This window comes from Couchioplanes azureus (assembly GCF_014648355.1).
GTDB classification, from domain to species: domain Bacteria; phylum Actinomycetota; class Actinomycetes; order Mycobacteriales; family Micromonosporaceae; genus Actinoplanes; species Actinoplanes azureus.
On record NZ_BMQY01000004.1, the window covers coordinates 505,949 to 523,053 of the forward strand.

A 17,105-nucleotide genomic window follows, 5' to 3' on the forward strand; every position below is an offset into this window, starting at 1 on the left:
CGCCGATGCAACCGTCCGGCAACCGTCACCCTACGCACAGTGACATTACGTGGCGTGAGGTGGATCACCACTATAAGTCGGACATTACATTTTTCCGGGATTACCTCCCCGCCGCCATTCTTCTCGGCGGGAATGCCCATTCTTCGCCATTCTGCGGTGATCACTACCGCGATGCCCTTTACGGAGTGTGACGGATGAGACTTGTGATCACTGCCGTTGTCCATGGGCATTGCAGCTGCTCATCCGTATGGTGGGGGTTCACCGCACGGGCCTCGTCACCCTGGCTCTTCGGTTAGTTGACGCTACGTAGCGTGCGGCTAGATTTGTCGGCAGAAGCGAACGACTCGGTTTCAGCCCCCGGAAACCCGTCGCTTCCCCCGCATCTGCCGCGCCCGGAAGGACCGACATGCCGCATTCCGCGACCACCGGCAACACGCCGAGTAATCACATCTCGTCACCGACCGTGAGCGTCGTGATCCCGGCCCTGAACGAGGAGCGCAATCTCCCGCACGTCTTCGCGAAGCTTCCCGAGGGCATCGACGAGGTGATCGTGGTCGACGGCGGGTCCGTGGACCGCACCGTCGAGGTCGCCCGCGAGCTGCGGCCGGACGTGGTGATCGTGCAGCAGACGCGTACGGGCAAGGGCAACGCGCTGGCCTGCGGCTTCGCGGCCTGCACCGGCGACATCATCGTAATGATCGATGCGGACGGCTCCACCGACCCGGCCGAGATCCCGCTCTTCGTCGAGCAGCTCGTCGCGGGCGCCGACTTCGTCAAGGGCTCGCGGTTCTCCAAGGGCGGGCACAGCCACGACATCACCAAGCTGCGCAAGCTCGGCAACGACGGCCTCAACCTCGTGGTGAACGTGCTGTTCGGCACCCGCTTCACCGACCTGTGCTACGGCTACAACGCCTTCTGGCGCCGGGTCGTACCGGTCCTGGACCTGCCGGAGATCACGCTGCCGCGCCCGACCGACGGCTCGAAGCTGTGGGGCGACGGGTTCGAGATCGAGACCATGATCAACATCCGGGCCGCGGCGGACGGGATGAAGGTCGGCGAGGTCGGCAGCATCGAGCACGAGCGGATCCACGGCCAGAGCAACCTCAACACCTTCCGCGACGGCTTCCGGGTGCTGCGCACGATCTTCAGCGAGTACGGCCGGATGCGCCGCACCCGCCGCAGCGGTGCCCGCCGGGGCGGCGTCGTGGTGCACCAGCGCCCGTCGGCCGTGACCCCGGACGCCCCGCCGGCCCCGGCCCGCAACAAGGTCGTCAACCGCGCACCCGCCGCCGCCGTGAACCCCGCGGCCGACCGCCAGCACGTCGCGCACCTCAACCGGGGCCTGCGCCGCGACGAGGCCGGCACCCGTCGCGCCGACGACGCCCGGGCCGTGCAGGCCCGCGCCACCCGCGAGGACTGACCGGCGCGCAGGTCCTCCCGCCTGCCGCCGCCGTCCCCCGCTGCCCACCCCGCCCGAGGAGCACCACCCGTGGAACCCACCCCCCGCCCCGCCGTCAGCATCGTGATCCCCACCCACAGCGAGCAGCGCTGGTCGTCGCTCGTGCGCACCGTCGCGGCGGTGAAGTCCCAGCAGTACACGCCGGCCGAGGTCGTCGTCGTGGTCGACCACAACCCGGCGCTGTACCGCCGGGCGCGCCGCGACCTGGGCGGCGTGACCGTCCTGGAGAACCTCTACAGCCAGGGCGTCTCCGGCAACCGCAACACCGGTGCGTTCCACACCTCGACGTCGCTGATCGCGTTCGTGGACGACGACGTGATCATGGACACCGACTGGCTGGGCAACCTGGTCGCCCCCTTCGCCGACCCGTCGGTGATCGGCGCCGGCGGCGGGATCACCCCGGCGTGGGAGGGTCCCGAGCCGCGGTGGATGCCCGAGGAGTTCCTCTGGGCGGTCGGCGGCTCGTACGCCGGGCTGCCCACCACCACCAGCCGGGTCCGCAACGTCTGGTCGGCGGGGATGGTGGTGCGCCGCGACGCGTTCCTGGCGGTCGGCGGCTTCCGGACCGGCTTCGGCAAGCTCGGCAGCCAGAACCGCCCCGAGGACACCGAGCTGTGCCTGCGGATGAGCGGCCTGAACGGCGGCCACTGGATGTACGTCCCCGACGCGGTGATCCGCCACGAGGTGCCCGCCGAGCGGTCCACCTTCGGCTGGTTCGTGCGCCGCTGCTACGCCGAGGGCCGGGGCAAGGTCGCGATGGCCGGCCTGCTCGACGGCTCGGAGAGCCTCGGCTCGGAGCGCGACTACCTGCGCTCGCTGCCGAAGGCCGTGATCCGCAACCTCCTCGCCGCCGGTCGCGGCCGGGGATGGCACCACGCCCTGAAGGCCGGCGGGGTGCTCGCCGGCGTCGCCGCCGCCGGCTGGGGCGGCGTGGTGGAGACGGTGACCGCCCGGCGCGCGCAGGGCCGGCTGGAGACTGTGGGAGCGACCCGATGACCACCGGACTGAACGGCACCGGAGTGAACGGCGCCGCGTGGCAGCCGCCGGTGCGGGCCGACGAGATGATCACCGCGCCCGTCTTCGAGCCCAGCGGCGCGGAGCTGCCGGCCGTCATCCTCGACGTCGACCTCGGCGACCCGCTGCCCACGGTCGCCGCGGTCGGACCCGACGGGCGCCGGGTGCTGCGGGCCTGGGTGCTGGTGCGCCTGTTCACCGAGCCGCTCGGCGCCCTGCTGACCGACGTGCCCGCCCCGGGCCTCAGCCCGGCCGGCCTGGCCGCCGCCATCGACGGCGAGCTGGGCGCGACGCTCGCGCCGCGCCTCGCCGCCCTGGGGCTGAGCGAGCTGCCGGTGGACGGCATCACCCCGGACACCGAGCCGGCCTTCCTCGCCCGGCGCCGCGAGGTGCTCGCCGACGCCCCGCCGATCACCGTGGTGATCTGCACCCGGGAGCGGCCCGGCGCGCTGGCCCGCTGCCTCGACAGCCTGCTCACCCAGGAGTACCCGGACTTCCGCGTGCTGGTGGTGGACAACGCGCCGGTCACCGACGCCACCGCCGAGGTGGTCCGCTCGGCGGCCCGCCGCGGCCCGGTCAGCTACCTGAAGGAGCCGAGGGCCGGTCTCTCGTTCGCCCGCAACGCCGCCGTCGCCGCCGCGCCGGGCGAGATCCTGGCCTGGATCGACGACGACGAGTACGCCGACCCGCACTGGCTCGCCGAGGTCGCCCGCGCGCTGGCCGACCACCCCGAGGCCGACGTGGTCTCCGGCGTGATCGTCCCGGCCGAGCTGGAGACGCAGGCGCAGCTGTGGTTCGAGCAGTTCGGCGGGCACAGCAAGGGCCGCGGGTTCAAGCCGGACGTGTTCAGCCCGGCCACCGCGCACATCCAGAGCCCGCTGTACCCGCTCCCGCCGTTCGGCACCGGCGCGAACATGACCTTCCGCCCCGGCGTCATCGAGCGCATCGGCGGCTGGGACACCGCGCTGGGCGCGGGCACCCCCGCCATGGGCTCGGAGGACACGCTGGCCTTCACCCAGGTGCTGGTCGGCGGCGGCACGATCGTCTACCAGCCCACCGCGGTGACCCACCACTACCACCGGCGCGACCTCGAGGGGCTGCACAAGCAGATGGTCGGGTACGGCGCCGGGCTGACCGCCGCGTACACGAGCCTGCTGATGAAGCGCCCCGCTCTGCTGTGGCCGCTGCTGAAGCTCGTCCCGGGCGCGCTGCGGGACCTGACGAGCAAGGACAGCCTGCGCGTGTCGACGCTGCGCGAGGACTTCCCGCGCGAGCTGCTGACCGCCAACCGCCGGGGCATGCTGGCCGGTCCCCGGGCGTACCTGAAGGGCCGGCGGGCGGCCCGGGCCAAGGCCCGGAGCGGCCGCTGATCGTGGTGACTCCGCCGTTCTCCGGACAGTCGCCCGCCCACCGGGCATTCTCGGTACATATGTGGCGATCGGCGGGTGTCCCGCGCACCGCCCGCTGGAGAGGCGGGCCGGCGGGATGCTGACCGCGCCCGACCCGAAACCCGAGGAACCGGTGCTGCGGCCGGCCGTACCCGCCACCTCGGCCCCGAAGCCGGAGAACCCGCACACCAGAACCGCCTTACCCGAGACCCCGCACTCTGCGGCCCCGAGCGACGACAACCGGCCGTCCGGGGCCCCCGACCACGCCCGGGAGGCCGCAACCATGGCTGACCAGCGCGCGGCCGAGCCGGCACGAGCCGAGGACGACGACCGCTCGCGGCCCGCCCCGCCGCGGGTGCGTCCCGGCGTGCCGCAGGGCAAGGACCGCCCGGCCGACCTGCAGACCACCTCCGGGGTGCCCAAAAAGCCCCTGCCCGGGACGGAGACGTCCCAGAAAAAGGACACCGAACGACAGAAGGGCACCGACCCTGCACCTGAGGTGGAGGTTGAGGGTGGCAACCCTGACCCTCGAGTAGAGGGTGAGGTCGACCCCGACCGGACCATGGTGGTCAGGCTGTTCACGACGCCGGAGAAGACCACGCCGGCTCCGCAGACCCCGGCGGAGGACACCACGGCCGACGACGACGCCGAGGACGCGGGCGACGACGACGCGGCCGAGGACGCGACCGACGACGACGCGGCCGAGGACGCGACCGACGACGACGCGGCCCAGGACGCGACCGACGACGACGCCGAGGACACCGCCGACGACCCCACGGCCCAGCACGCGACCGACGACGACGCCGAGGACGCGGGCGACGACGCGGCCCAGCACGCGACCGACGACGACGCCGAGGACACCGCCGACGACCCCACGGCCCAGCACGCGACCGACGACGACGCGGCCGAGGATGCGGCCGGCGAGGACGCCGGGGATACGGCCGACCCGGACGAGACCATGGTGATCAGCGTGCGGCCCCCGGGCCCCGCGCCCGCGGCGAAGGACGCGCCCGCCGCCTCCGCCGACGACACCGTCCTGCTGCCCGCCCGCAAGCCCGCGGACGCGGACGAGCAGGCCGGGAAGACCACCACGAAGTCGGACGGCGACGAAACGCCGCGGGACACGGCCGACGACACGATGGTCATCCTGGCCCGGCCCGCCGACGAGACCGTCGCCATTCCCGTCGCGGCCCTCGCCCCGCCCGCCGACCCGGACGTCACCGCCGTCGTCCCGGTCGTGCCGGGACGCAAGGGCGGCATGCGCGGCTGGCTGCCCGGCGGGCCCGGCCCGGCCCGGGCGCCGAAGCCGGCGCGGCCCCGGCGGGAACCGCTGGACCTCGGCCACGCCCCCGCGGTGCTGACGATCTCCGCGCTGGGTGTGCTCATGGTCGCCCTGGCGTACGCCGGCGGCCGCGTCGGCACCGGCAACGCCCAGTTCGCTTACTGGGTGGGCCAGGTCGTGGTGTTCACCCCGGTCGTGGTCCGGCTGCTCAGCCGGCGCATGGCGGGGGTGGCCGAGTCGTTCGTGCTCGTCATGGGCCTGGCCCTGCACCAGTACCTGCTGAAGTGGATGTACAGCCCGGACCAGTTCCGGTTCCCGGACGAGCTGCAGCACTGGCTCGCGACGACGATCATCGTCGAGTCCGGCGAGCTGTTCCAGCCGAACCCGGCCCTGCCGCCGGCGGTGCACTTCCCCGGCCTGGCCGAGATGGGCGCCGCGATCACCTCGATGACCGGGCTGCCGGTGACCGCGGCCGGGGTCGTCGTCGCCGGCATCGCGCACCTGCTCTTCGTGGCGGTGCTGTTCGCCGTGGTGCTGCGGGCGAGCAACTCCCCCGCGGTCGCCGGGGTCTGCTGCGCCACGTACGCGACCGCGCTGCACTACCTCTTCTTCAACTCGATGTTCCTGTACCAGACCGCCGCGCTGCCGTTCTTCATGCTGACGATCTGGGCGACCCGGCGGTGGCGCACCGGCGGTGGCCGGACGTACCTGGGGTTCGCGGTGGCCGCCGTCGCGCTGACCACGGTCAGCCACCACATCACCGCCTTCGCGCTGGTGCTCACGCTGACCCTGCTCGCGCTCTCGGAGCTGCTCGTGCGGCGGCCCCGGCGCTGGGATGCGCTGGTCATGCCGGCGGTGGCGGCGGCCGTGGTGGCGGCGTGGATGCTCACCGTGGCGCGCGACGTGCTGGGCTACCTCGAGGCCCCGGTCGACCAGGTCGCCCGGACGATCTCCAACCTGCTCAGCGGCCGCGAGGAGGCCTCCTCCACCACGGCCGCGGTCAGCGTCGGGCAGCTCGTCGTGCAGGGCACCGGCCTGCTCGGGCTCTTCGTGCTCTACGTGGCCCTGGTCCGCGACATGATCCACCGGCACGACCGGGACTACTGGCGGTGGGCGGCGGTCGTCGGCGGCGCGATCTTCTTCGCCGGCAACGGCGTGCGCTTCCTCGGGCAGAACGGCCCCGAGATCGCCGGGCGGCTCTCCACCTTCACCTATGTGCCGATCTCCATCCTGGCCGCGATCGCCCTGGTCCGGGGCGTGCAGATCATTCCGGCCAAGGACGCCGAGGGGCACCGGTGGCGGGCGGCCGCACCGGCGATCGACGTCGTCCATCCGGGCGGGTGGAACCTCTACAGCCGGGTCGCCGCCGGCTCCGCGATGATCACTCTGCTGATGATCGGCGCCCGCGCGGGCGGCTGGCCGCCGCTGCAGTCGATCCTGCCGGGCCCGTACCTGGCGGGCGGATTCGAGCGGTCCGTCGACGCGTACGGGATGGACGCCGCCGACTGGCAGCGGCGCACGCTGGGCCCGGGCAACCGGGTCGGCGGCGACGTGACGTCGGTGTCGCTGGCCTCCACCTACGGCCGCCAGGATCCGGTGCGCGAGGTCGGCCCGCTGTACTACGCCGAGGACTGGGGACTGGAGCAGGAGCAGTTCGCCGGCGGCCTGTCACTGCAGTACCTGGTCGTGGACCGGCGACTGGCGGAGCAGCTCCCGGAGGGCGGGGCCTACTTCGAGAACGATCCGAACGCGGGGTCCATCACCGAGCCGCTGAGCGTCGCGCAGATCGCCAAGTTCGACACGCTGCTCGAGGTCGACCGGCTCTACGACAACGGCACCGTCCGCGTCTACCGCATGGGGGCCCAGTGACCGCGATGCGCACGCGCGTCCTCGCCGTGCTGACCGTGGCGGCCGGCGCCGCCGTACTCGCCGGGCCGGGGCCGCTGCCCGTCGCCGGCGGGATGCTGCTGGGCTTCGTGCTGCCCGGCATGGCACTGACCGGGGCGTTGTTCCCCGGCCGTACCCTCTCCCCGGTCGAGCGCACCCTGCTCGCCCCGGCGCTCAGCCTGGGCGCGCTGGTCGTCGCCGGCCTGGGCATCCACCTGACGGGCGCGGACCTGGACCGGCTGTCGTGGACCGTCGCCACGGTGGGCGTGACGCTGGTGGGTCTGCTCGTCGCCGTGCTGCGGCCCCGGCTGTCCGCCGCGGCGCCGGCGGGCCAGGAGGAGGCCGCGCCGGCGGGCGAGGCGCTGCCGGTCCTGCCGCTCTCCGAGCGGGACGCGGAGGCGGTGGCCGAGGCGCACACGATCGCCATGTCGGTGGCGCCGGTCGAGGCCGCGCGGGAGCCCGCCGCGACGGAGCAGTCCCCGCGGCTGCGCCTGGCGCGCCAGCTGCTGCCGCTGGCGCTGGTCCTCGCCATCCTCGGCGGCGCGAGCTGGCTCTCCTTCGGCACGTCGCGGGAGCTGTACGACACCGAGGTGACCGCCCTGTCGGCCGCGCCGCCCGGCCCGGTGGACTCGCGGGGCAACCGGACCGTGACGGTGTCGGCGACCGGGCTGCTCGCCGAGGACGCTCCGTACACGTTGACGGTGACCGGGACGCCCGGCACCGCGCCGTCGCGCCGGACCATCACGGTCGGCGCCGACGGGACCTGGAGCGAGAACCTGAGCGTGCCGGGCGACGAGCGGACGACCGTGAGCCTGTTCCGGGCCGGCGACACCTCGGCCTACCGGACGCTGTACATCAGCGCGGCCGAGTAGGGCCGCCGCCACCCCGGGGGTGACACGTTCCGGGTCGCTCGCGGGGGCACGGCATACTTGTCCGCGTCACGCGACTGGCGGCATCGAGGATGGACCACCATCGGGGAGCTCGTCGTGGGCGCCGTCCGCCTGGGTGCCCACGGTCTGGGAGACGCGCATGTCCGAAACCCCTCCGGCGCCCGCTCACGAGGCACGGTCGCTGCCCGGCAAGCCCGTCGCCGACGCGGTCCTGGCCGACGTCGCCCGGCGGGTGGCGAAGCTGCGCGAGGGCGGCGTCCAGCCCTCGCTGGCCACCATCCTGGTCGGCGACGACGACGCCAGCGCGGGTTACATCCGGATCAAGCAGCGCCAGGCCGCCGAGCTGGGCTTCGTCTCGCCGCACGAGCACCTGCCGGCCGACGCGACGCAGGACGACCTGCACCGGGTGATCGACCGGCTGAACGCCGACCCCGCCGTGCACGCCCTGTTGATCCAGTACCCGCCGCCGGCCCACATCGACTACGACACCGCGCTGATGACCGTGGACCCCGACAAGGACGTCGACGGCATGCACCCGCTCAACCTGGGCCGGCTGTCGGTCGGGCTGCCGGGGCCGCGGCCCTGCACCCCGGCCGGCATCGAGGCCCTGCTGGCCCACTACGAGATCCCGGTGGCCGGCCGCGAGGTGGTCATCCTGGGCCGGGGCGCCACCATCGGCCGGCCGCTGGCCATGCTGCTGTCGCAGAAGCGCCCGACCGCCAACGCCGCGGTGACCGTGGTCCACACCGGGGTGCCGGACTGGGAGCGCTACACCCGGCGCGCCGACGTCCTCGTCGCGGCCGCGGGCGTTCCCGGCATCATCCAGCCCGAGCACGTGCGGCCCGGCGCGACCGTCATCGGCGCGGGCGTGCGCTACGAGGGCCGCCGGCTGCTGCCCGACGTGGCGGAGGAGGTCGCCCAGGTGGCGGGCGCGCTCACCCCGCGGGTCGGCGGCGTCGGCCCGACGACGGTGGCGATGCTGTTCCGCAACGCGATCGAGGCCGCGGAGAAGGCCTCCCGCTGAACCGGGCGCCGGCCCCGGTCGCCGGGGCCGGTCCTCAGCCGCTGAAGCGCGCGCTCCTCGCCATCGCCACGTACGCGGCCAGCGCCTCGGCGTCGGTGTCCACCCGCCACTTCTCGGTGAACCCGGGGTGGGTGTCGGTGTCGAACCAGGCCACGCCGCCCACCGCCGGGTGCGCCTCGACCCAGCGGGCGAAGAGCCTGATCCAGTCCGCCTTGGTGCGGCCGCCGCGGTCCACCGCGCCCACCTCGGTGATCAGGATGGGCTTGCGGGCCGCGTACGAGCGGTAGATCGGGCCGAACAGCGTCTCCGGCGTCTCCCGGCGCAGGTTGTAGCCGGAGACGCCGACCCAGTCGACGTACTTGTCGCCGGGGTACAGCGCCCCCATCGTGTTCCAGCCGGCGTTCGGCGAGGAGTTCCAGTTCGGGCTCCACACCCAGGCGACGTTCGTGGCGCCCTCCTTGGCGAAGATGTCGTGCATCCGCCGCCAGGACTGGATGAAGCCGGCCGGGTTCTTGCCGTTGCGCGCGGGCGACCAGTCGTACCAGTCGCCGTTCATCTCCCAGGCCCAGCGCAGCAGCACCGGCCGGCCCAGGCTCTTGAGCCGGCGGGCGGCACGGGCGATCAGCTCGTCGCTGGCGCCCGCGATGATCTCGGCGTACGCGGTGCCCCGCCAGGAGACCATCGGCACGGCCTGGGCGGGCAGCCCCTCGATGGCGGCGGGCAGCGGGTCCGGCCAGTCGTAGAAGACGTGCACGATCCGTTCGTCGCGGCCGAGCTGCTGCCGGCGCAGCGCCTGTGCCTGGGTCGCGGTCTTGCCGGACAGCGACAGGTACGCGCCCAGCATGGCCTTGCCCGAGCGGAACGGCACCGGGCCGCCGCCCTCGGTGACGACCTTCGGCGGCGCGCTCGCCGCGGCCGCCTTCGTCCCCGGCCGCCCGGGCGAGCTGGTGGCCTCGGCCGCGGTGTCGTCCGGACGCAGCTGCTGCACGGCGACGGTCGCCGCGGGGACCGCCGCCAGCGCGGCGAGGCCGAGCAGGTGGCGGCGGGTCAACGGGGGGCGCGGTGCGCGGTGCGCGGGACCCGCACCCGGGTCCAGGGCCCGGCGCGGTGCGCGGTGCGCGGGGCTCATGTCAGGTTCCGCCCGGCGGCGCGGGCGATCCGGCGCACCATCCGCCAGCCGGGCTGGGCGAGCTGCTTGAGCCGCGGCACCAGCGGCGAGCCGCCGCCGGCGACGAGGGCGACCAGGTCGGCGCCGGTCATGTCCGGGGTGGGCTGCAACCGCGGCACGGCGAACCGCCGCTCGCCCGGCGTGTGCAGGCGCCGGCCCACCTCGGTGGCGTTGTCGTGCCCGGCGGCCAGCACCGCGGCGCGGACCTTGGCGCCGTTGTAGCCGTGCGGGTAGGCGAAGCTGCGCACCCGCCGCCCGAGCCGCTGCTCCAGCTCGTCCTTGCTGCGCGTCGTCTCCTCGCGCAGCTCGGCGGCGCTCAGCACGTCGAGCGGGTGGTGGATGAGGCTGTGGTTGCCGATCTCGATGCCGGCCTCGGCGACCTCGGCCAGCTCGTCCCAGGTGAGCAGCTTGCCGAAGTCGGGCGACCAGCGGCCCAGCCAGTCGGCGTACGCGCCGAGGTGCCCGACCGAGGCGTAGAGCGTGGCGCCCGCGCCGGCCTCGGCGAGCACGGGCACGCCCTGGGTGAGGAAGTCGCGGTAGCCGTCGTCGAAGGTGACCGCGAGCAGCTTGTCGGTGCATCCCTGCTCGAGCAGGTCGAGGGCCTCGGTGAGCCCGACGAGCCGGTAGCCGGCCGCGGTGAGCGCGGCGAGCTGCTCGGCGAGGCGCTTCGGCGGCACCGCCAGGTCGCGCAGCGGACCGGCGACCGCGGACACGGAGTGGTACATCAACGCCGGCATGGTCTCCCACGCCGGCGGCGCCGTGACGCTCACCGTAGTTCCTCCCCCGCGCTGCCGGACATGACCATTATCGGTCCGCGGCCCAGCAAGCTTCGTGGTTCGGCGAAGTCTTCGCCCGGGGCGGCGGCGCCATGTCCGCGCCGATCACGCCACGTTACGGGGCACTTTCCGCAGTGTCCAGCACGACCGCGGCGACGACCGCGGAGACATCGGCCACGGTCATTCGCACGGTTCCGCCCCGCGTCGCCAGGCCCCGGTCCGCCCCGTAGGCGACGACGCCCGCGTGCTCCAGCTCGTCGCAGAGCACCGCGAGGCGCCGTTCGATCCGGGCGGCGAGGTGCTCGGCGAGGTCTTCGTGCCGGGCGGCGGGAATCTGCACGGTCATGGGGTCACCTTTCGCCGGTGCCGGGGTGTCGCCGCCGGATAGCGGCCACCTGTCCCACGCTAGGCGGCTCGCGTACGGATTGGGGCATTTCACGGTTTTCGCCCTCCTGGGCCGGGTGGCTCCTCTGCCGAAAGTCATAGAAGTTGATCCGGCTGCGGAGGGAAGCGCCCGCACCCTGGGTGACGGCAAGGTGGGCACCATGACCACAGACCGCGCGCGCCGGCTCGTCGAGTCCGCCTGCGAGGCGGGCCTCGTGCTCGGCGTGACGGCGCTGCCGGCCGCCTGGCGCGCCCTCGACGGCGAACTGGCGGTGATCCTCACGGGCGTGCTGGCCGGGCTCACCGCCGCGACCTACGCACTACACGCAGTGACATTCGACTGCTTCAGACTTACTGCTCAGCGCCGGAAGGGCAGCTTTTCTTATACCCAGCGTAGGGAGTGAACCGCCGGGCCATCTGGCTCGTATCCCGGGATGCACCGACCTTCGAGACCCCCGGGAGTGACCAGGATGTTCCGCCTCATCCAGCTCCACGCGCAGCAGGGCGTTCCGCGCATCGGCGTGGACCCCGACGGCTACGGTAGCGAACGGGCCGCCCTTGCCCGTTACCGAGAGACACCGGCGATGTTCGCCGGTGTGGGGCGCTTCGACGAGTCGGGACGCCTCACCGAGATCATTCTGGACGCCGCCTGCGGTGCGGCCACCGGATGCCCGCGGCCGGCGACGGTGGTGCACGCCGACACCTTCCAGCGGCTCTGCGACAACTGCGCCTTCGGGCTGGCGGTGCTCACCCTGCCCGAGCTCGCGCTGCGGCTGGGCGTCGCGGTACGCCCGGCGCCGGTGCTGGCCCCCTCCGGCCGGCACGCCGCACCCGAGGAGGGCTGCCCGGCGGGGAACCGGATCGCCCGCGAGTTCGCCACCCACATCGACGACCCGGTGTGGCGCATGGAGCTCTGCGCCGAGCTGGCCCGCACGCCGAGCGCGGTCAACGGCCTGCTGATCGGCGTGGGCGCACTGAGCCACCGCGAGGTCCTCGACCACTATCCGGCGCTGTGCGCGCTCGGCACGCAGCTGCCGGTCGGCATCCACGCCGACCTCGTACGGGCCACCGCCCGGCCGCTCTCCCCGGCGGGGGTGACCGCCCTGCGGCTCGGGCTGTGACCCGCACGCGGCTCCCGCCCTACAGCCGGATCTTGACCACGGTGCCCGTGCCGGCGCAGACGCTGCAGTTCGTCACGTAGGCGTGGCGCCCGCGGACGGCGACGCCGCCGGGAGCCCGCAGCCCCGCGGAGGCCACGACCTTGTGCCCGCCGTGCCGGCCGACCCGGACCAGCGCGCCGGTCTCGCTGCCGGACAACAGGCCGTCGCGGGCGATCTCGAGGGCGTACAGCCGGCCGTGCGGGCCGAAGGCGAGGTCGATGACGTTGGTGAGGCCGGTCGCGTAGACGGTGGGACGGTGCCCGGGCACCACGCGGTAGATCCGGGCCTGGCCGGGCGGGAACGGGAAGCCGGTGAGCTCACCGACGTACCAGGCGCCGTCCGGGCCGCGCACCGCCGACGTGGGCACCGCCTGCATCGGCACCGGCGTGCCGGCGGGCAGGTCCGGGATGCCCGCCGGCGCCGGGACGGTGCGCCGCGGGAACACGGCGACGGTGCTGATCCGCCCGTGCGACGAGACCCGCAGCAGCGTGTTGCCGCCGGCGTCCACGACGTGCCGGGACCTGCCGGAGACGGCCAGCCCGTACGGGTTGGTGTCGGGCGGGGTCAGGCGGTCCGGGTTGGCCTTCCGCTCGTACGCGCCCAGGTCGGCCACCGGCCGCGGACCCCGGCGACCCAGTTCGTAGAGCTTGGCCATGCCGGCGAGCTGCCGGACCTTCGTGCGCAGGCCGGGATCGGCGCCGAGACCGACGGTGAAGGACACCGTGCCCCACCGGCTCACGCCCACGTCGGTCGCGCCGATCGCCTCGGCGCCGGTGCGCGACGCCAGCGACGGCAGGCCGGTGACGATCCGCTTCTGGTGGCCGTACCGGATCCGGGTGATGCTGGCGGAGCGGCCGAAGCAGACCTCGCCGCCCTCCGGGCCGGCCTGGCACGGACCGGCACCGCCCTTGCCGGACTCCGCGACGTACAGCGTGCCGTCGTCCCCGAAGGCCAGACCGCGCGGATTGTTCAGCCCCTCCGCCACGACCAGTGGCGGCGGCTCCGGATGATGGCCGGCCGTGCCGAGCGGTGCCGTGGCGAGCGGTGCCGTGGCGAGCGGTGCCATGGCGAGCGGTGCCGTGCCGAGCGGCGCGGTGGTGACGGGCGCGGACGCCGCGAGGGCCGGCACGGCGGCCAGGACGAGCGTGCCCACCGCGACGACGGCGGTGAGGGCGGGACGCGGGACGATCATGACTTCTCCCTCCGGGTCGGTGTTCTCCGGAGGCTTCACCTGCGCAAATGTCGCGTCCATGGCCCGAACGGCCGCCCCGCGGCGGATGTCCTGTTTCTGACCCTCGATCGGGTTCGGCCGGCCACCGCCGGGGTCGTCAGACCCGGCTGATCAGGGCACCCACCCGGTCCGGCGCGAAGATACCGTCGGCCAGCGGCAGGGCGAGGCCCACCAGCCCGGAGCGGGTGTCCAGCTTGGTCGCCACGATCTGCAGCTTGCGCGTCGCCAGCGGCAGCGACCGCCGGTAGACCATCTCCCGGATCCCGGCGAAGAGCTGCTCCTCCGCCCAGGTCATGGCGCTCACCTCGACGTCGCGGCCACCCGCGCCCTGCTGCGCGACCACGGGCTGTCGGTGGCCTGCTCGCGCGGGCTGGCCTTCGACGCCGACGTCTCCAGCACCGACCCGGCCGTCGTCGAGCGCGGCGCGAAGCTCCTGCACGACTCGCTCGTGATCACCCACGAGCTGGGCGGCACCCACTTCACCGGCGCCCTCTACAGCGCGCTGGGCAAGTACGGCGCCCCGCTGACCGCGCCCGGCCGGGCCGACATCGTCCGGGTGCTGCGCGACCTCGCCGCCGAGGCCGCCTCCCGGGGCATGACCCTCGGCCTGGAGGTCTGCAACCGCTACGAGACCAATGTGGTCAACACCGCCCGCGACGCCCTGCGGCTCGCCGACGACGTCGGGGCGACAACGTGCTCGTACACCTGGACACTTACCACATGAACATCGAGGAGGACGACCTCGTCCGGCCGGGCCTCTCCAACGACCTCGCGATCTGGCGCAACCTCCGGCACGACGGCGAGGACCTGGCCCGGCACGCCCGCGGGTTCATGGCCCAGCACCTCACGGCCCGGCCCGCATGACCTTCGAAGGGCTGGTGCGGCGCGCCCGGGCGCTGACGGACGGCAGCCGGCGGGCGGTCCTCGGCATCGTCGGCGAGCCGGGCGCCGGCAAGACCACCCTCGCCGAGGAGCTCTGCGCGGCGATCGCCGCGCAGAGCCCGCCGGGCTGGGTCGCCCACGTGCCGATGGACGGCTTCCACCTCGCCGACGTCGAACTGGACCGCCTCGGCAACCGCGACCGCAAGGGCGCCCCGGACACCTTCGACGCCCTCGGTTACGCGGCGCTGCTGCGCCGGCTGCGCGAGGACACCGACGAGATCGTGTACGCGCCCGGCTTCGAACGCGTCATCGAGCAGCCGATCGCCGGCGCCATCCCGGTGCACCGCACGGCCCGGCTCATCGTGTCCGAGGGCAACTACCTGCTCCTGGAGGACGAGCGCTGGTCGCGGGTCCGGCCGCTGTGCGACGAGATCTGGTACGCCGACCTCGACCGCCCCACCCGCCTCGACCGGCTGATCGCCCGGCACATCCGCTTCGGCAAGGACGCCTCCGCCGCGACGGCCTGGGCCACCGGCACCGACGAGCGCAACGCGGAGATCATCGCGGCCACCCGGCACCGCGCCGACCTCGTCGTCCCGGCGTCGCTGGTCCGCGCCGTCGGCACCCCGCCGCCGGAGCCCGGCCGCGTGGCAGACTTCTGAGCGTGTCTGTCGGTGAGTCCGTGGAGACCCAGCCGCGCCGGCGCCGCGGCCGGGTCGTCCGCTTCGGCCTGGTCGTCGCCGCCGTCGAGCTGCTGCTGTTCGGCGTACCGTGGTGGACCCTGGTGTGGTCCGGAAACCGCTGGCCCGGCGCCGTCTTCGCCGCCGGCACGGCGTTCTTCGCGGCCCTGGCCGCGGCCTTCCCCGTCCTGATGTTCAGCGGCCACGGCCGCCACCACCGCGACGCCGCCGCGCGCCTCGCCGACACCCTCCTCGGTGTCGTGTGGGTGCTGTTCGTGTGGTCGCTGCTCGGTGGCGTGCTGCGGCTCGGCCTGGCCGTCGCGGGGGTCGCCGACCCGGCCCGCTCGCGCATCGTCACCGCGGCGGTCGCGCTCGTCGCGCTGGTCCTGCTCCTCTGGGGGTACGCCGAGGCGATGCGCGTCTCGCGGGTCCGGCGCATCGACGTGACGGTCCCCCGGCTCGGCCGCGGGCTCGACGGCCTGCGCGTGGTGCTGCTGACCGACACGCACTACGGGCCGATCGACCGGGCCCGCTGGTCGCGGGGCGTCGTCGAGGTGGTCAACTCGCTGGAGCCGGACATCGTCGCGCACACCGGCGACATCGCCGACGGCGAGGTGGCCCAGCGGCGCGAGCAGGCCGCCCCGCTCGGCGACGTCCGCGCCCGCCTGGCCCGGGTCTACGTCACCGGCAACCACGAGTACTTCAGCGGCGCCCAGCGCTGGGTCGAGCACATGGCGTCGCTGGGCTGGGAGGCGCTGCACAACCGGCACCTCGTCGTCTCCCGCGGAGGCAGCGACCTGGTCGTCGCCGGCGTCGACGACCGCACCGCGGCGGGCTCGGGCGTGCCGGGGCACCACATGGACCACGAGGCCGCCCTGCGCGGCACCGACCCGGACCTGCCCGTCCTGCTCCTGGCCCACCAGCCCCAGCAGATCGCCGGTGCGGTCGCGCACGGCGTGGACCTGCAGCTCTCCGGGCACACCCACGGCGGGCAGATCTGGCCCTTCCACTACCTCGTCCGGCTGGACCAGCCGGTCCTGCAGGGGCTGAGCCGGCACGGGGAGCGCACGCAGCTCTACACCTCCCGGGGCACCGGGTTCTGGGGGCCGCCGTTCCGCATCTTCGCGCCGAGCGAGATCACCCTGCTCACCCTGCGCTCGCCCTGACCGGCCCCGGTCAGGCGCCGAAGCGCAGGCGGAAGTCGGCCATCGTCAGCGACAGCAGCGGCCGGCGACCGGCCAGATAGGACAGCGGCCCGTCCGGTGCGACCTGCCAGGTCATCCGGGTCGGGCGCAGCGTCGCGCGGCCCCGGACCGGCGTGCGGACGAGCTCGCCGTCGCGGCCCTGCACCAGCGACAGCGGAGTGGGCCACCGGAGCGGCAGGCGGCGCCCGGGTGCGAGGGTCGCGCGGGCGATCCCGGCGGCGGCCGCCTCCGGTGGCGCGATCGCCAGCTCGGCCAGATCCTTCGGGATGGCCCAGAGCACGCGGCCGCCCTCGCACGACTCGGGGCTGTCCACCCAGATGTCCATGACCGTGCTGCGCAGCGAGCGGTTCAGGACCGCGGCGAGCAGCTCGCGGTAGTGCAGCGTGCCGCCCGGCTCGTAGACGACCCACGCCGCGCCGACCAGGGCCCGCCCGGCGACGGTGAGCGGCCGGACGCCGGCCGGCAGCCCGGGCAGCTGCGCCGCGGGCACGGCGAAGACCGACAGGTACAGCTGTCCGCGCAGGTGCCACGGCGAGGGCGGATACATCAGCCGCACGCTACCCGGTCCGGGCCCGCCGCGCCGATCGCACCGGCATGCCCCGGCCATGGTGGCGCAGCCCACCGGGACGGGCCCCGTAATTGCGTTGAGCCGTCCAGGCCCGCCCCGCAGGATGG

Annotated in this window: 18 protein-coding genes and 1 riboswitch; of the genes, 12 read left to right on the top strand and 6 right to left on the bottom strand. The window is 74.2% G+C overall.

Annotation, left to right across the window (positions count from 1 at the left end):
- The first annotated feature begins 406 nt into the window (after positions 1-406).
- From IEY99_RS17440 to IEY99_RS17465, 6 genes are all read left to right on the top strand, one after another.
- Positions 407-1,420, top strand: a complete 1,014-nt coding sequence (locus IEY99_RS17440; RefSeq protein ID WP_189204419.1) for a glycosyltransferase family 2 protein — start codon at positions 407-409, stop codon at positions 1,418-1,420.
- A 69-nt stretch (positions 1,421-1,489) separates the two neighbouring features.
- The gene (locus IEY99_RS17445; protein ID WP_189204421.1) at positions 1,490-2,455 is read left to right on the top strand and encodes a glycosyltransferase family 2 protein; all 966 of its coding nucleotides are present in this window, start codon (positions 1,490-1,492) and stop codon (positions 2,453-2,455) included.
- Entirely contained in the window at positions 2,452-3,843 is a 1,392-nt protein-coding gene (locus IEY99_RS17450) for a glycosyltransferase family 2 protein (protein ID WP_229798851.1), read from the top strand. Before IEY99_RS17445 ends, IEY99_RS17450 begins: the two co-directional genes overlap by 4 nt.
- 301 nt (positions 3,844-4,144) lie before the next feature.
- Positions 4,145-7,012: a putative glycosyltransferase family protein gene (locus IEY99_RS17455; RefSeq protein WP_189204423.1), complete on the top strand. Its 2,868-nt coding sequence runs from the start codon at positions 4,145-4,147 to the stop codon at positions 7,010-7,012.
- A 5-nt stretch (positions 7,013-7,017) separates the two neighbouring features.
- Entirely contained in the window at positions 7,018-7,902 is an 885-nt protein-coding gene (locus tag IEY99_RS17460) for a DUF1616 domain-containing protein (RefSeq protein ID WP_189204425.1), read from the top strand.
- A 60-nt stretch (positions 7,903-7,962) separates the two neighbouring features.
- Positions 7,963-8,044, top strand: a riboswitch (ZMP/ZTP riboswitch).
- 15 nt (positions 8,045-8,059) lie between these two features.
- Positions 8,060-8,944, top strand: coding sequence for a bifunctional 5,10-methylenetetrahydrofolate dehydrogenase/5,10-methenyltetrahydrofolate cyclohydrolase (locus IEY99_RS17465; RefSeq protein WP_189204427.1), 885 nt, complete (start codon positions 8,060-8,062; stop codon positions 8,942-8,944).
- 34 nt (positions 8,945-8,978) lie between these two features.
- Here IEY99_RS17465 and IEY99_RS17470 read toward each other — a convergent pair whose 3' ends face one another.
- The 3 genes from IEY99_RS17470 to IEY99_RS17480 form a co-directional block, all read right to left on the bottom strand.
- Positions 8,979-10,073 (bottom strand): glycoside hydrolase family 26 protein, encoded by a 1,095-nt coding sequence (locus IEY99_RS17470; protein ID WP_189204428.1) that lies wholly within the window; start codon positions 10,071-10,073, stop codon positions 8,979-8,981.
- Positions 10,070-10,882 carry a polysaccharide deacetylase family protein gene (locus IEY99_RS17475; protein ID WP_189204429.1) on the bottom strand — a complete coding sequence of 271 codons (813 nt, stop codon included), beginning with the start codon at positions 10,880-10,882 and terminating at the stop codon, positions 10,070-10,072. The genes IEY99_RS17470 and IEY99_RS17475 overlap by 4 nt, the downstream gene beginning before the upstream one ends.
- 121 nt (positions 10,883-11,003) lie before the next feature.
- A complete protein-coding gene (locus IEY99_RS17480) occupies positions 11,004-11,234 on the bottom strand; it encodes a hypothetical protein (protein ID WP_189204430.1) in 231 nt (76 codons plus the stop codon).
- A gap of 199 nt (positions 11,235-11,433) precedes the next feature.
- Here IEY99_RS17480 and IEY99_RS17485 point away from each other — a divergent pair, with 199 nt between their 5' ends.
- On the top strand, positions 11,434-11,676 hold the full coding sequence (locus IEY99_RS17485; protein ID WP_189204431.1) for a hypothetical protein: 243 nt from the start codon (positions 11,434-11,436) through the stop codon (positions 11,674-11,676).
- A 66-nt stretch (positions 11,677-11,742) separates the two neighbouring features.
- A complete protein-coding gene (locus IEY99_RS17490; RefSeq protein WP_189204432.1) occupies positions 11,743-12,393 on the top strand; it encodes a hypothetical protein in 651 nt (216 codons plus the stop codon).
- A gap of 19 nt (positions 12,394-12,412) precedes the next feature.
- Here the strand turns inward: IEY99_RS17490 and IEY99_RS17495 are convergent, their stop codons facing one another.
- A complete protein-coding gene (locus IEY99_RS17495; RefSeq protein ID WP_229798853.1) occupies positions 12,413-13,624 on the bottom strand; it encodes a ScyD/ScyE family protein in 1,212 nt (403 codons plus the stop codon).
- A 136-nt stretch (positions 13,625-13,760) separates the two neighbouring features.
- Complete coding sequence (locus IEY99_RS34300; RefSeq protein ID WP_229798854.1) at positions 13,761-14,006, bottom strand: hypothetical protein; 246 nt, start codon at positions 14,004-14,006, stop codon at positions 13,761-13,763.
- A gap of 9 nt (positions 14,007-14,015) precedes the next feature.
- Here IEY99_RS34300 and IEY99_RS34305 point away from each other — a divergent pair, with 9 nt between their 5' ends.
- The 4 genes from IEY99_RS34305 to IEY99_RS17510 are packed head-to-tail and all read left to right on the top strand — an operon-like array spanning position 14,016 to position 16,391.
- Positions 14,016-14,387, top strand: coding sequence for a TIM barrel protein (locus IEY99_RS34305; protein WP_229798856.1), 372 nt, complete (start codon positions 14,016-14,018; stop codon positions 14,385-14,387).
- The gene (locus tag IEY99_RS34310) at positions 14,384-14,527 is read left to right on the top strand and encodes a hypothetical protein (RefSeq protein WP_229798858.1); all 144 of its coding nucleotides are present in this window, start codon (positions 14,384-14,386) and stop codon (positions 14,525-14,527) included. The genes IEY99_RS34305 and IEY99_RS34310 overlap by 4 nt, the downstream gene beginning before the upstream one ends.
- A complete protein-coding gene (locus IEY99_RS17505; protein WP_189204433.1) occupies positions 14,524-15,207 on the top strand; it encodes a nucleoside/nucleotide kinase family protein in 684 nt (227 codons plus the stop codon). Before IEY99_RS34310 ends, IEY99_RS17505 begins: the two co-directional genes overlap by 4 nt.
- A gap of 2 nt (positions 15,208-15,209) precedes the next feature.
- Positions 15,210-16,391, top strand: coding sequence for a metallophosphoesterase (locus tag IEY99_RS17510; protein WP_189204434.1), 1,182 nt, complete (start codon positions 15,210-15,212; stop codon positions 16,389-16,391).
- Between the two features lie 10 nt (positions 16,392-16,401).
- On the opposite strand, the gene IEY99_RS17515 is transcribed toward IEY99_RS17510, so the two are convergent.
- A complete protein-coding gene (locus tag IEY99_RS17515) occupies positions 16,402-16,977 on the bottom strand; it encodes an acetoacetate decarboxylase (RefSeq protein WP_189204436.1) in 576 nt (191 codons plus the stop codon).
- Positions 16,978-17,105: the final 128 nt, after the last annotated feature.

What these genes read in the sequence shown, in the direction of transcription:
- IEY99_RS17465 (WP_189204427.1), top strand. Translation starts at nt 8,060, where the DNA reads ATGTCCGAAACCCCTCCGGCGCCCGCTCACGAGGCACGGTCGCTGCCC.
- IEY99_RS17460 (WP_189204425.1), top strand. Translation starts at nt 7,018, where the DNA reads ATGCGCACGCGCGTCCTCGCCGTGCTGACCGTGGCGGCCGGCGCCGCC.
- IEY99_RS17485 (WP_189204431.1), top strand. Translation starts at nt 11,434, where the DNA reads ATGACCACAGACCGCGCGCGCCGGCTCGTCGAGTCCGCCTGCGAGGCG.
- IEY99_RS17450 (WP_229798851.1), top strand. Translation starts at nt 2,452, where the DNA reads ATGACCACCGGACTGAACGGCACCGGAGTGAACGGCGCCGCGTGGCAG.
- IEY99_RS17515 (WP_189204436.1), bottom strand. Translation starts at nt 16,977, where the DNA reads ATGTATCCGCCCTCGCCGTGGCACCTGCGCGGACAGCTGTACCTGTCG.
- IEY99_RS17490 (WP_189204432.1), top strand. Translation starts at nt 11,743, where the DNA reads ATGTTCCGCCTCATCCAGCTCCACGCGCAGCAGGGCGTTCCGCGCATC.
- IEY99_RS17455 (WP_189204423.1), top strand. Translation starts at nt 4,145, where the DNA reads ATGGCTGACCAGCGCGCGGCCGAGCCGGCACGAGCCGAGGACGACGAC.
- IEY99_RS17505 (WP_189204433.1), top strand. Translation starts at nt 14,524, where the DNA reads ATGACCTTCGAAGGGCTGGTGCGGCGCGCCCGGGCGCTGACGGACGGC.
- IEY99_RS17440 (WP_189204419.1), top strand. Translation starts at nt 407, where the DNA reads ATGCCGCATTCCGCGACCACCGGCAACACGCCGAGTAATCACATCTCG.
- IEY99_RS34310 (WP_229798858.1), top strand. Translation starts at nt 14,384, where the DNA reads ATGAACATCGAGGAGGACGACCTCGTCCGGCCGGGCCTCTCCAACGAC.
- IEY99_RS17480 (WP_189204430.1), bottom strand. Translation starts at nt 11,234, where the DNA reads ATGACCGTGCAGATTCCCGCCGCCCGGCACGAAGACCTCGCCGAGCAC.
- IEY99_RS17470 (WP_189204428.1), bottom strand. Translation starts at nt 10,073, where the DNA reads ATGAGCCCCGCGCACCGCGCACCGCGCCGGGCCCTGGACCCGGGTGCG.
- IEY99_RS17495 (WP_229798853.1), bottom strand. Translation starts at nt 13,624, where the DNA reads ATGATCGTCCCGCGTCCCGCCCTCACCGCCGTCGTCGCGGTGGGCACG.